At 52.3% G+C, this 12,906-nt stretch carries 11 protein-coding genes, 1 tRNA gene and 1 riboswitch; of the genes, 5 read left to right on the top strand and 7 right to left on the bottom strand.

Features of this window, described 5'->3' with window-relative positions; translation table 11 throughout:
- Window positions 1-155: 155 nt before the first annotated feature.
- Both carB and OCT58_RS09020 read right to left on the bottom strand, forming a co-directional pair.
- The gene (carB, locus tag OCT58_RS09025) at window positions 156-3,311 is read right to left on the bottom strand and encodes a carbamoyl-phosphate synthase large subunit (RefSeq protein ID WP_267202533.1); all 3,156 of its coding nucleotides are present in this window, start codon (window positions 3,309-3,311) and stop codon (window positions 156-158) included.
- Window positions 3,304-4,395, bottom strand: a complete 1,092-nt coding sequence (locus OCT58_RS09020) for a carbamoyl phosphate synthase small subunit (protein ID WP_267202532.1) — start codon at window positions 4,393-4,395, stop codon at window positions 3,304-3,306. The genes carB and OCT58_RS09020 overlap by 8 nt, the downstream gene beginning before the upstream one ends.
- Before the next feature lie 268 nt (window positions 4,396-4,663).
- Here OCT58_RS09020 and OCT58_RS09015 point away from each other — a divergent pair.
- Window positions 4,664-4,737 (top strand) — tRNA-Pro (locus tag OCT58_RS09015).
- A gap of 64 nt (window positions 4,738-4,801) precedes the next feature.
- On the opposite strand, the gene OCT58_RS09010 is transcribed toward OCT58_RS09015, so the two are convergent.
- The 4 genes from OCT58_RS09010 to OCT58_RS08995 form a co-directional block, all read right to left on the bottom strand.
- Entirely contained in the window at window positions 4,802-6,181 is a 1,380-nt protein-coding gene (locus OCT58_RS09010; RefSeq protein ID WP_267202531.1) for an MFS transporter, read from the bottom strand.
- Window positions 6,174-6,599 carry a MarR family winged helix-turn-helix transcriptional regulator gene (locus tag OCT58_RS09005; RefSeq protein WP_267202530.1) on the bottom strand — a complete coding sequence of 142 codons (426 nt, stop codon included), beginning with the start codon at window positions 6,597-6,599 and terminating at the stop codon, window positions 6,174-6,176. Before OCT58_RS09005 ends, OCT58_RS09010 begins: the two co-directional genes overlap by 8 nt.
- Window positions 6,600-6,714: 115 nt before the next feature.
- On the bottom strand, window positions 6,715-7,221 hold the full coding sequence (locus OCT58_RS09000) for an ECF transporter S component (protein ID WP_438361124.1): 507 nt from the start codon (window positions 7,219-7,221) through the stop codon (window positions 6,715-6,717).
- Between the two features lie 14 nt (window positions 7,222-7,235).
- On the bottom strand, window positions 7,236-7,805 hold the full coding sequence (locus OCT58_RS08995; protein WP_267202528.1) for a TIGR01440 family protein: 570 nt from the start codon (window positions 7,803-7,805) through the stop codon (window positions 7,236-7,238).
- A 237-nt stretch (window positions 7,806-8,042) separates the two neighbouring features.
- Here OCT58_RS08995 and xerS point away from each other — a divergent pair, with 237 nt between their 5' ends.
- Window positions 8,043-9,110 carry a tyrosine recombinase XerS gene (xerS, locus tag OCT58_RS08990; protein WP_267202527.1) on the top strand — a complete coding sequence of 356 codons (1,068 nt, stop codon included), beginning with the start codon at window positions 8,043-8,045 and terminating at the stop codon, window positions 9,108-9,110.
- A 38-nt stretch (window positions 9,111-9,148) separates the two neighbouring features.
- Here xerS and OCT58_RS08985 read toward each other — a convergent pair whose 3' ends face one another.
- On the bottom strand, window positions 9,149-9,961 hold the full coding sequence (locus OCT58_RS08985) for a hypothetical protein (protein ID WP_267202526.1): 813 nt from the start codon (window positions 9,959-9,961) through the stop codon (window positions 9,149-9,151).
- Window positions 9,962-10,083: 122 nt separating this feature from the next.
- Here OCT58_RS08985 and OCT58_RS08980 point away from each other — a divergent pair, with 122 nt between their 5' ends.
- The 3 genes from OCT58_RS08980 (at window position 10,084) to thiD (ending at window position 12,812) form a co-directional block, all read left to right on the top strand.
- A complete protein-coding gene (locus OCT58_RS08980; protein WP_267202525.1) occupies window positions 10,084-10,944 on the top strand; it encodes a patatin-like phospholipase family protein in 861 nt (286 codons plus the stop codon).
- A 52-nt stretch (window positions 10,945-10,996) separates the two neighbouring features.
- A riboswitch (TPP riboswitch) is annotated at window positions 10,997-11,103 on the top strand.
- A 79-nt stretch (window positions 11,104-11,182) separates the two neighbouring features.
- Window positions 11,183-11,995, top strand: coding sequence for a hydroxyethylthiazole kinase (gene thiM / locus OCT58_RS08975; protein ID WP_267202524.1), 813 nt, complete (start codon window positions 11,183-11,185; stop codon window positions 11,993-11,995).
- On the top strand, window positions 11,988-12,812 hold the full coding sequence (gene thiD, locus OCT58_RS08970) for a bifunctional hydroxymethylpyrimidine kinase/phosphomethylpyrimidine kinase (protein ID WP_267202523.1): 825 nt from the start codon (window positions 11,988-11,990) through the stop codon (window positions 12,810-12,812). The genes thiM and thiD overlap by 8 nt, the downstream gene beginning before the upstream one ends.
- Window positions 12,813-12,906 lie beyond the last annotated feature (94 nt).

Here is a 12,906-nt window from a genome sequence, read left to right as displayed (position 1 = left end):
ATCACAGCAGCTAGGCGCTGATTTAAGGTATGATTACTAGTTCGATTGGACATAAAAACTCCCCCTAGGGTTAGATACAGAATTTTGTATAATTCCGTGTCTACCCTAAGGGGAGCATACCAAAAACCAATGTCCGTATTTGCGTATTTAAGCTGTTATACCAGTGCTGGTGCCTTCTTATGGGTGGTCAGAACGGTTAGGATTGCCTTGGCCGTATCCAGTGAGGTGATTACGGCAAGGTGATGGGCAATCGCGTGTTGCCGAATCTTGAAGCCCAGTGAATCCTTAGCCGTGTCGTGGTTCATCGTGTTGATAACAATGTTGACTTTCTCGGCACCAATTAGATCAGAGACGTCCTCTGTGGCAACTGGAATAACATTCTTACTCAGCTGGTCCGCAAACTTATCCGGTGCATAAACTTGATAACCAGCAGCGGTAAATCCTGTCTCCAAGCCTAGCACTGCATCAACCGTGCCCTCGCCAGGAGTCAGCAGGACCGCCCCATTTGTCGGCAACGGGTGAGTCAGCTGACCGGTAAAGGCCTTTGCCAGCGCCTCTTTATATGTTGGCGCCGATCCCATCACCTCACCCGTCGACTTCATCTCTGGCCCGAGGTAGCAGTCGACGTCGTTCAGCTTGGTAAAGGAGAAGACGGGCGCTTTGACGTGGACCTGGTCTGACTCCGGATAAAGAGCCTGGGTAAAGCCCTGATCCTCAAGGGATGTCCCCAGAATAGCCTTGGTAGCCACCTGTGCCATCTCAACTCTCGTCACCTTGCTCAAAAATGGCACCGTCCGGCTGGCCCGCGGGTTAACCTCCAGTACGTACACCTGGCCGTGGTGGACAATGAATTGGACGTTCATGATTCCAACACAGTGTAGGGCGAGGGCCAATTGCTTGGTGATTGCCACCATTTGGTCCTTGATCTCAGAAGTGAAGTGTTGGGCCGGATAGATCGCCATCGAATCACCGGAGTGGACCCCCGCGTGCTCGACCTGCTCCATAATCCCTGGAATAAGGATGTTGTGCCCGTCGCAGATTGCATCCACCTCACCTTCGTAGCCGGCCAAGTAGGCATCGACCAGGATCGGATGATCGCTGGTAACGAGGGCGTTGGCCTTCAAATAGGCCACCAGCTCCTCCTCATTATTCACGATCTCCATCGCCCGGCCACCGAGCACGTAGCTTGGCCGAACCAGCACCGGATAGCCGATCTCGGCAGCGGCCGCCAGAACCGCCTGGTGGGTCGTCGCCGTTTTACCGACCGGCTGCTTTAGGCCCAGCTGTTTGATAATCTGGTCGAAGCTTTCCCGGTCCTCCGCGGCATCCAGATCCTTAACCTGAGTCCCCAGGATCTTCACCCCGTGCGCTGCTAGGCCCGCTGCCAGGTTAATGGCCGTTTGCCCACCAAACTGGATGACTACCCCGGTTGGCTGCTCCAGGTCAATGACATTTAAGACATCCTCAAGGGTCAGCGGCTCAAAGTAGAGCTTATCGGAGATTGAAAAGTCGGTCGAAACCGTTTCGGGATTCGAGTTCATGACGATTGCCGCGTAGCCCGCCGCCTGAATTGCCTTGACGCAGTGGACGGTCGCGTAGTCGAATTCGACCCCCTGCCCGATCCGAATCGGTCCGGAACCGATGACCAGGATTGACTGCTGCTTTAAAGGCTGGCTCTCATTTTCCTGGTCATAGCAGCTGTAAAAGTACGGCGTCTGGGAGGCAAACTCGTCCGCACAGGTATCGACCATCTTGTAAACCGGTGTCAGCTGGTTGGCTTTCCGCAATGACCGGATCGCATCTGGAGTCTGGTGCCAAAGCGTAGCGATCGTCTGGTCGGAATAGCCACATTCCTTTGCTTCCTTGAGCAGGGAAAGTTTTCCAGGATTGTCCTTTAGTGCCGCCTCCATTTCTACCAGGTGGGCCACGATGTCGAGGAAGTATTCACTGATCCCCGTCAGTTCGTGGATTGCCTGAAGGCTTTGCCCACGCCGGAATGCCTCGGCAATGTAAAATAGCCGGTTGTCCTGGGGATGTTGAAGCTGGTCTTTGATCTCAGCATCCGTAGCGGCCATCACCGGAGGAACGAGCAGGTCGTGATAATCAAGTTCCAGTGAACGAATCGCCTTATAAAAGGCCTCCTCCAAGCTACGCCCAAGTGCCATCACCTCACCGGTCGCCTTCATCTGTGTCCCCAGATGCCGATCGGCTTGCGCGAACTTGTCAAACGGCCACCGCGGGATTTTGACGACAACATAGTCAAGGGCGGGTTCGAACTGGGCAAAGGTGGTCTTAGTGACCGGATTCTTGATCTTATCCAGGTTTAGGCCCACGGCAATCTTAGCGGCAAGCTTGGCAATCGGGTAGCCGGTCGCCTTGGAGGCCAAGGCCGAGGAACGCGAGACCCGCGGGTTAACTTCGATCACATAGTAGTTAAAGCTCTGCGGATCCAGGGCCAGCTGCACGTTGCAGCCACCCTCAATCTTCAGTGCCCGGATAATTTTAAGCGAGCAGTCACGCAGCATTTGATACTCGTCATCCGTCAGGGTTTGGGCGGGGGTCATGACGATTGAATCACCGGTGTGAATACCCACCGGGTCGAAGTTTTCCATGCAGCAAACGACCATCGCATTGTCAGCGGCGTCCCGCATCACCTCAAACTCGATTTCCTTGTAGCCCGCAATTGATTTTTCGATCAGGCATTGGGTGGCCGGTGAAAGCTCAAGGCCGTTTGCGCAGACCGTCGCCAGCTCCGTGGGGGTTTGGCAAATTCCGCCACCAGTACCGCCCATCGTAAAGGCCGGACGCACGATAACCGGATAGCCGATGGCCTGGGCAAAGGAAAGCGCCGCTTCGACCGTCTGCACCGTTGTTGAAGGTGGGACGGGTTCGCCAAGATCCTCCATTAGCTTCTTAAACCGTTCCCGGTCCTCCGCCTGGTCAATGGCGTCAAGCTTAGTGCCGAGAAGCTGAATGCCATATTTGTCCAGTACGCCCGCCTGTGACAGAGCGACTGCCAAATTTAGACCGACCTGACCACCGAGGGTTGGCAAAAGCGCATCCGGAGTCTCCTTTTCAATAATGCTGGTGACTGACTCAACCGTCAGCGGCTCGATGTAGACCTCATCAGCAATCGTCGTGTCGGTCATGATCGTCGCCGGATTGGAATTGACCAGCACCACCTTATAGCCCTCTTCGCGCAGGGACAAACAGGCTTGGGTCCCAGAATAGTCAAACTCGGCAGCCTGACCAATGATAATCGGGCCCGAGCCGATAACCATGATTTTATGAATATTAGTTTGCTTAGGCATTGGCGACTCCTTTCTGCTGGCCCATCAGCTGAATGAACTGGTCAAAAAGCTGATCGGCATCGTGCGGACCTGGTGCGGCGTCGGGGTGGAACTGAACGGAAAAGGCGGGATGATTTTTGATTGCGATCCCCTCAATCGTTCCATCGTTGATCTCCTGGTAGGTCACCATGATCTGGTGAGGATCTATGGACGCGGCATCGATTACGTAACCGTGATTCTGTGAGGTGAAAAACGTCTGCTTAGTTTGAAGATTGCGGACAGGATGGTTGAAGCCCCGGTGACCGAAGCGCATCTTCACCGTTTTGGCTCCATTGGCCAGCGCCAGAACCTGGTGGCCGAGACAAATTCCGAAGAGCGGGTAGCGTTCCTGAATCTGTTTAACCATCGCGATGACTCCCGTTAGACTCGCCGGATCGCCGGGGCCATTTGAGAGCAGGACGCCATCAGGATGAATCTGGTTGATCTCACCTGGCGTCACGTTTGCCGGCACCACAATCACGTTGCATCCCCGAGCAACCAGCGCCCGCACTATACTTTCTTTAGCTCCCAGATCAACCAGGATGACGGTGTGCCCATTGCCCGGCACCAGATACTTTTTCTTCGTCGCAACCTGGTAGGCCAGTTGGGTCTGGGCGGGCGTACCTTGCAATTCTTTGACAATTGCCTCAACATCTGGCTCTTCATCCGCATCGACAACCTTGCCCTTAAGGGTGCCGTGTTCCCGCAGCAATTTGGTCAGTGCCCGGGTATCAACACCCGTCATTCCAGGAATCGCCCATTTTTTCAAAAAGGCCGGAAGGGTAGCTGATTGTCGCCAATTATTGCTTACTCGCGCAACGCGGTGGCAAATCACCCCCGCACAAGCTGGCTGCAGTGCTTCCATGTTATTTAGGTTGACACCGTAATTACCAATTAACGGGTTGGTAAATACCAGAATTTGATTAGCATAAGACTGATCAGTGATGGCCTGTTGGTAACCGGTCATCCCAGTGGTAAAGACTACTTCACCACTACAGGATCCCAAACCGCCAAAGCCAGTTCCAGTAAAAACCGCTCCGTTTTCAAGAATAAGCAATTTTTTCATCAGCATACCCTCCTTTATATAAAAATGCATCATTTATACATAATTGATTGTTGTTCGCTCATGTATTGCGTAAAAATATAAGTTTTATTCTAACGATTGTCAACACCAAATACATATTTTTGTATTTTTATTCATTTAGTGTCGTTGTACAGGCTTGGTTAAGCGCTTGCAAAACAGTTCTGACTTAAAAATAATAAAAAAAGGTCTTTACGAATCACGCTTTTCTTGATAATATAATATTCGTTCGCTGCGAGCGGATGAATGACTTCGGGAAATAGCTCAGCTTGGTAGAGCACCTGGTTTGGGACCAGGGGGTCGCAGGTTCGAATCCTGTTTTCCCGATTTTTTTATTTTAAAATATTGAAGCGCCGCTGATGGTTAAATTCTTCCATCAGCGGCGCTTGTCTTATGATTTCACGCTTCGGTAATAAGAAATAAAGATAATGACAGCAAAGATTGTCAGCAAGATAAAGGCATGCTGGGTCCCAATTGCCGTAGCCGTTGCACGACTGAGATGCGAATTAGCCTGGCTGGCTGCCACAATCGTCGCGGCCACCGAGGTCCCCATCGCCCCGGCAAATTGCTGCAGGGTGTTCATGATGGCATTCCCCTGGGCACTGTCCTTAGGGCCAACTTCCTTTAAGGCACTGGTCATTACACAACCCATGCCCATCCCCATGCCGGCCATGTAGAAAATGTAGACGAAGGAAATCAGACCGTTGGACATCCGTCGACTCAGCAAGGTGAAGGTTACTAACGAAAGGATACAGAAGCCCATCCCGATTAGGATTGGTCGCCGGGCACCGAACCGATCCAAAATTCGACCGCCGAGCGGTGCAAAAATTGCTCCGGCAAAGCCTGCTGGCAGGACTACCAGCCCCGCGACCATTGAGGTGTTGCCATTGACCAGTTGAATATAGTTTGGCAATAGAAAGGCAAAGCCAAGGGAGACGATTTGGGTCAAAAAGAAACCAAGGACGTGACCCGCAAAGGCGTGGTTGCCAAGTAGGGAAAGCTTGAGCACCGGCTGTTCAATTGTCAATGACCGCCAGATGAGACCGATCATCCCCACCAGGCCAATTAGCAGCGAGCCGCCCACGCTTAGGCTTATGAAGGGGCGACTGCTGAGGTTGCTGAAACCGTTGACCAGGCCGGTAAAGAGAGCCACGATCATCACCATGCTGAAGAGGTCGATTCGCTCTCGACGCAGTGGCGACTTTTGTGTAATTCCCCACTGGCCGAGCACAAAGGACAGGATCAAAAACGGCATCAGGATGTAGAAGACCCATCGCCAGTTCAATTGGTTGGCGATGATCCCTCCAAAGGTCGGGCCAATCGCTGGCGCAATTCCAGTAATCAGGTTGGCAATCCCCATCATCACGCCCAGCTTGCTTCGGGGCACCTGTTCCATGATGATGTTGAACATCAGCGGTAAAGCAATTCCCGTTCCGATCCCCTGGACGGCCCGACCAAGCAGCAGGAAGGCAAAGGAAGGTGCCAGGGCGTCAATGATTACCCCGGTGATAAAGAGCAAGTTAGCAACCGTAAAAAGAGTGCGGGTTTTAAAAGAACTCTTGAGAACGGCTGAAAGTGGGACAATGATCGCTACGATCAGCAAATAGATTGACGTCATCCACTGGACTGTATCGGTAGTAACATTGAACTCCCGCATCAAGATTGGGAAGGTTACGTTCATTGACGTCTCCACAATCACCCCACAAAACGACATCAGGCCGGTCGCCACGATCGCCGCAATCACTTTTTTCGGAATTTTTTCTTCAGTCATGCTCTGCCTCCTCTTTAATCATCACTAAAATCCGGCGAAACGCCTGGATCTCTGTCGGATTCAAGTCTTCCAACAGCCGCTGGTCCTTTTCCTGAATAAAGGAGCGGACCGGCACAATGAGTCCCTGCCCTTTGGCAGTTAGGGTAACTTCCTTTTTCCGACCATCCGTTGCATTGGGATGCTGGTCTAATAGGCCCTTGGCCGCCATTCGTTGCAACATCACCGTCGTGGTCGAACGCTTAATATTAAATTCGTGTTCAACCTGTTGCTGACTACAGGTCATGTTAGGTTGGCGACTCATGAAGTCAATTAGACTCATCTGATTGCCCGTTAGGCCGTATGGGGCCGCGAACCGGTCAATGGAATGATTGAGTGCCCGGGCAGCCTCCTTCAGTAGTTGGCCAATATTCTTTTGCATTTATCTTCCTCCATCATTTGTTAGCTATCTAGCAAGATATCTTAGTCGATTTTGCAATAAAAAGCAAGACACGAAAAAAGCCCCGCCAGCCGACGGAGCATTTGAACTTAATTATTTATAATAATAGATGTTTCTTGAGGTGCGGAACCAGCCACATTGCGACCAGGACACCGATCGCCCCTTGAAGGAGGTTGCCACCGATCCCCAGAATGCCGACCATCCAGGAATGGTACAGGATGGAGTCACTGAAGAAGTAGCAGACCACCATGATAACTGCACCGAGGATCAACGCCAGCCACTGGTAACCGCGTCGTTCGCCCGCTTTCTGGTAGAAATACCCAGCTGACAGGCCCTCGAGGCCGTGGGAAACCAGTGAAAAGAACGCATATTGGGGATAGCCAGAGATCAGATCGAGGAACATCCCCCCGAAGCCGCCGACTGCCGTCCCGTATGCCGGTCCTAAAAGCATTGATGCAATCAAGATCCCAGCGTCACACAGGTTTAAGTTTCCGTGCGTCCAGGGAATTGGGATCAGGAAAAAACGCCCTAAAACAACGGAAAGCGCCATTAAGAGCGCCGCCAGGGTGAGACGGCGCAAGCGCTGATTACTCTTACTCACTATGCCATTTTCCTCTCTTAGTGTTGCTGATCAAAGGGATCCCAGCTGTACTTTGCCCGGGGACCGCCAATATACTTCGGCCGGGACCGCAGATAGGTTGTGTGGGCCTGCCCGATAGTGTCAATTGAATTCCGGACCGGCACCTGAACGAAACGCACTTGCATGCCAATAAAGGTATCGCCAATGTCCATTCCGGCATGGGCCTGGATCTGTTCAACCTCAATCGGGTCTTCGAAATTCTCAAAGGCTGCAATCTGGCCAGCACCCCCGGCATGGATTTGCGGATAAACCAGCACCTGTTCGAGACCGTACTGTTCGGCAACGGCGCGTTCAACCACTAATGCCCGATTCAGGTGTTGACACCCCTGGACCGCCAGGTGGATTCCCAAGGGTTTCAATTCATTGATGATCGTCTTTACAATGGCGCGGCCGACTTCAATACTGTAGTCCTCACCGATTGTCCCACCCTGAACCTCGCTGGTGCTGAGGCCCAGTACGAACAAGTCCCCTTTCTTGAGCTTAGCCTGGTCGAGCAGTTCGGTAAGTCCTTGTTTGGTTTGTTGTTTAATTTGTGCCAAATCTACCATTCGCTAATCACGTCCTCCCGTTGCTACAGCAATTTAATCAAATTCTCATTTGGAACTAATCTCATTCTAGCACGACCTGGAAAAGTCGTCAGCAATTTACTTTCGATGAGAGCGCTTAAAATTTAATCATTCGGTTTTTGCCATAGCACGTCTGTAATGCAAGCACTGAATCAAGCACCTTTTACTCATTAATACGGTATAATAAGGACAGGAAAAACGAACGATGGAGTGAACAATTTGGAAGCAGATAAGTACTTAAAATTGATTCAAGAGGAGCTGACCAAGCTCCCCGACTATGTCAATGAATATTACCTTGGCACCAACCATGCTGTCACAACGACCTACCAATACCTGACGGAGATCCGGCGCTTCTTCGACTGGCTGCGGGTTAGCGGGTTGGTCAAAGCTCAGGATAATCGGGCAATTCAAACGGCGACGCTGGCGAAATTACGGCGCAGTGACATTATGCTTTACATTGATCATCTCAAACACAGCACCAACGCCCAGGGGCGCCTTAATTCACCAACCTCAATCAACCGATCCATTAATGCTTTACGCTCGCTGTTCAAGTTCTTGACGGTTACTGCTGATGTCAAAGATGGCGAACCGTACTTTTACCGCAACGTCATGTTGAAGATTGACTCGCTCAATGATACTAAAACACTAAACTACCGGGCCCACAACCTTGCTTCCCATATGTACCGAGGGCAGATGAAATTCGACTTTATCAACTTCATTGAAAACGAGTACCCTCAAAAATGCGATAAGCGTGCTCGCACTGCATTCATGCGTAACAAGGAGCGCGATATTGCGATCATTACTCTGATCCTAGGAACTGGCGTCCGGGTTTCAGAGGCCGCCAACGTCGACCTGGCTGATCTCAATCTCAAGCAAAAGCTGCTCGATGTCACCCGGAAAGGTGGTCAGCGTGATTCGGTCCCGATTGCCCCCTGGGCCCTGCCATACATTCAAGCTTATCTGACGATTCGTGCCCAGCGTTACCATGCCCTCAAAAAGGATCCGGCCTGCTTTTTAACGGTCTACCACGGTGAAACGCGCCGGATGACGGCCAATTCAATCGAGCGAATGGTCAAAAAGTATTCCACTGCCTTTGGGCATCCCCTCACTCCCCACAAGCTTCGTCACACCCTGGCCTCGGAACTCTATAACGTTACCAAGGACCAAGTGCTGGTGGCCCAGCAGCTAGGACAGAAGGGCACATCTGCAACCGATCTTTATACCCATGTCGATCAAAAACAGCAACGCGCAGCTTTGGAAGAAATTAGCGAACATCCAGAAAGGTAAAAAAGACGACCGGAAACTTCCAGCCGTCTTCTTTATAATTATAGAAATTGTTCATCCAGTTCTTGATTCAGTAACGAGCGGTACCGTTGCAGGCGCTGGACCCGGTCGATCACCTGCTGATCTAATTGGGCCCGGCGATGAGGTCCCCAGGGGTCTGCCAGTTGCAACTTCCCGTGGCTGTCGAAACGGTACCCACCCCACATGTGCTGGCTAATTGGGGCCATCACAAGCGAGTCAACTACCCGCAGAAGGCCAATCGTGTGCTGGTCATCAAGGTAGCCTAGCGCCACAACATCACGGGGATCAATGTAGTTAAAAATCTGACAGCGCAGGTTCAGAGCAATCTGACGCTGAGAATCACCGAGCAACCAGTAGAGGTTAGGGCCTTCATAGAGCCAGGCCCCTGCTACTTGAGCGGGCGCGGCGCAATTTGCCAAGGCAAATTGACCGTTGATCGAGCCGAGGGAGTGACCATAGATGTAAAAGCGGCAGGCAGGGTGTTGATGGAGCAACTTATTAAATTGCTGGGCGGCGGTCCACATCTCCTGGGGGATGGTCGGGACTTGGTTCAAAATGGCCCCGCCAATCGGCAGGTTTACTCGCAGCCACTCGTTCGTCCAGGTGGTCGGGTCACCCTTACGAATTCCGGACGAACCACGCAAAAGAACGGTGACTTCATGGGGCCCGCTAATAACCACGGTGGCGCGAAAACCATTCGCCGTTTGGATCAGCTGGCTGACTTGACCGATGGTGAGCCCGTCTAATTGAACTGTCTCACCCACCTGCCAGTCGTGGTATTCGAGCTGGGCCAGTTGAACCCGCTGCTGATCCGTTAGCTGATCATTGATCATTAGTCATCCCTCCTTATGTCTATTATCGACGATCTGCCCGACTAGTGCAATCCCGTTGACATTCCCCGCAGCGGATGTTGTATAATTTTGGGTAACACCAAATTTAAGGGAGCGTGGAGCGAATGCTATACAATGCAGCTTTGGTCTTGGAGGGTGGCGCCTTTCGTGGCCAGTATACGGCCGGGGTCGTGGATACCTTTTTAGCCCACCACATCGAATTCGACAGTGTCATCGGTGTTTCGGCCGGGTCGTTGTGCGGAGCCAACTTTGTCTCCAAGCAGTATGGCCGAGCAGCGATGATTAACATCAACCACCGCCACGACCGCGACTACATCTCATTCTCGCATCTCCTCCACCGCCAAACGATCATCAATCTCGACTACCTGTTTGAGGACCATGGCTGGCGCTGGGAAAACTTTAACGAGCGGGCCTACGAGCGTTCTGCCTCTAACTTTACCGCCGTTGCCACCAGCATGGTCACTGGCAAGGCCGTCAGCTTTACCAACCCAGTTGGCGATGAGCTCACCCGAGCACTCAAAGCCTCTTCGTCAATGCCAATTATCGCCAAGCCGCAACGAACGAGTAAGGGCCTCTGTCTGGATGGTGGAGTGGCCGACTCAATTCCTTACGATCTCGCCCAACAGCAAGGCTATGATAAGATCGTGGTCATCCGGACACGGGACATCACTTACCGCAAGGAACCCACGAGTCGGACGCTGGCCAGCCTTTATGAGCGTTACTACGGTCGGGATTACCCGCTCTTTGTTCGAGCCGCCATTAACCGGCCAACCGTCTACAATCACCAAGTCGAAGAAATCAACCGCCTAACGAAGGAGAAAAAGCTCTTCACCATCGCTCCTCAGCAACCGGTCAAGGTCAGCCGAATCGAAGGGAATGTCAAAAAATTGCGCCAATTGTATGAAACTGGCCAACGCGAGGCGCGTTCGATCTTGCCACAGATGATTAAATATCTGGAGCATTAACCTTTTTCCCACAAAAGTGCTATACTGAATAATAGTTAAGAAATAAATAAACATTTTGCATTAGGAGTGTCCGTCTGCCGGACTGAGATGCGCTCAAAAGCGTGGATTCTATGAACCTGTCAAGCCAGTACTTGCGGAGGGAAATGCGGATGAAAAAGAAAATCCCCATCAGACCAACGTAAGTCTGGTGGGGATTTTCTTAGTGGTGCCCAAAAGGTGCCCGGAAGGAGTGAAATTCTTGAACTGTGAAAATTTGTCATATCCATTGATCAACCGTTTGCGGCAAACCAATCCAGTCGTCCTGACGGTGGCCAACAGCGTCACCATCGATAAGGTGGCGGATGGGCTGAGTGCGATCGGCGCTTCACCAATCATGTCTAAAGAGCCCGCCGAGGCCGCGGCGATGGTTAAACTGGCTAATGCGATCACCATCAATCTTGGAACGATTACTGAAGCCCAGTTGAAACAAATCCGGGCGGTCCTGAATGCCAATACTAACCGGCTTCCGGTTGTCCTCGATCCGGTCGCCGTTGGCAGTGTCCCCTATCGCCTCAAGATAGCTCATCAGCTTTTGATGGACTATCATTTCACGGTCATCCGGGGAAATGCGGGTGAGATTGCGGCACTAGCTGGGGTTAAGTGGCAGGCCCACGGTATCGATGCCGGTCAGGGCCATTCGGACCTAGCGGACATTGCCCAGCAATGCGCTCGCCAGTACCACTCCCTCGTCGTGCTGTCCGGGCCCACTGACTTCGTTACCAACGGCCAGGACGTCTTTACCAATCCATTGGGCGATCGCTACCTAGCGCTAAATGTCGGCAGTGGGGACATGCTGTCCAGCACTCTGGCGGCCTACCTAGCATTGGGAGAAGCACCGCTGCCAACGTGTAGCCTTGCCTGCCAGGCTTTTGCCTTCGCTGGTGTTCAGGCGGCAAAGAACGTCCGGGGGCTCGGACAGTGGCAAAGCCGGTTCTTTGATGAATTATGTCAGCTCACCAGTACAAGCGTGCGCAAGAGAGCCGTAGAAAGGATGAATGAAAATAATGACTAATGATTTCCCACAAGCTTTGACAATTGCCGGTACCGATAGTGGCGGTGGTGCCGGAATCGCGGCTGATTTCAAGACAATGCAAATGCGGCACGTCTTCGCAACCATGGTTGTGGTAGCTGTGACCGCGCAAAACACGCTCGGCGTCCAGGATGCCTTCCCGATACCGCCCAAGATGATCGACGAGCAGTTCGCCTCCTTGGCGGCCGACCTGAACATCCGGGCCTGCAAGACAGGGATGCTGGCCGACGTTCCGCGGGTCAAGGCGGTAGTGGCCAACCTGAAGAAGTATGATCTTGGACCCCTGACCGTTGATCCGGTCATGATTGCCAAAGGCGGTGCCAAACTGCTCAGCGATGACGCCATTGCGGTTGTCCGAGATGAGCTCCTGCCGCTCGCCGACCTGGTCACGCCTAACCTGCCGGAAGCCGAGGAGCTAACGGGGATGAAGATCGAAACGGAGGATGAAATGGTCACGGCTGGCAAAAAGCTCCAGTCCCTAGGCGCCAAGAACGTCCTCGTCAAGGGGGGTCACTTCCACGATGCCAATGCCGCCAACGACTTTGTTCTCCTCGCAAGTGGTGAAGACTTCTGGATGACCTCGCCGCGGGTTGCCACTCATAACACTCACGGGACTGGCGATACCATTTCCGCCTGCATCACCGCCGAGCTCGCTAAGGGCCACACGATGGAGGAGGCCATTCAGACCGGAAAGGACTACGTCGAGGCCACCATTCGCGATGGCATCAATGTTGGTCACGGTCACGGGCCGCTGAACCACTGGGCGCAGATCAAGTCATGTGGTAATAAGTCAAGATAAAATTATCACTGACAAACTTGTTTTGACCAGATTTTTGACGCACTTAAATAAGCCTTGGTACCAAGGTGTTTTAAAAGCTAAGCGTCGAGAATCA

The sequence above is a fragment of the Limosilactobacillus kribbianus genome (genome assembly GCF_026413145.1).
Taxonomy (GTDB): Bacteria; Bacillota; Bacilli; order Lactobacillales; family Lactobacillaceae; genus Limosilactobacillus; species Limosilactobacillus kribbianus.
The sequence above is the reverse complement of the archived record's forward strand: the minus strand, read 5'-3'. Positions and strand labels throughout refer to the sequence as shown.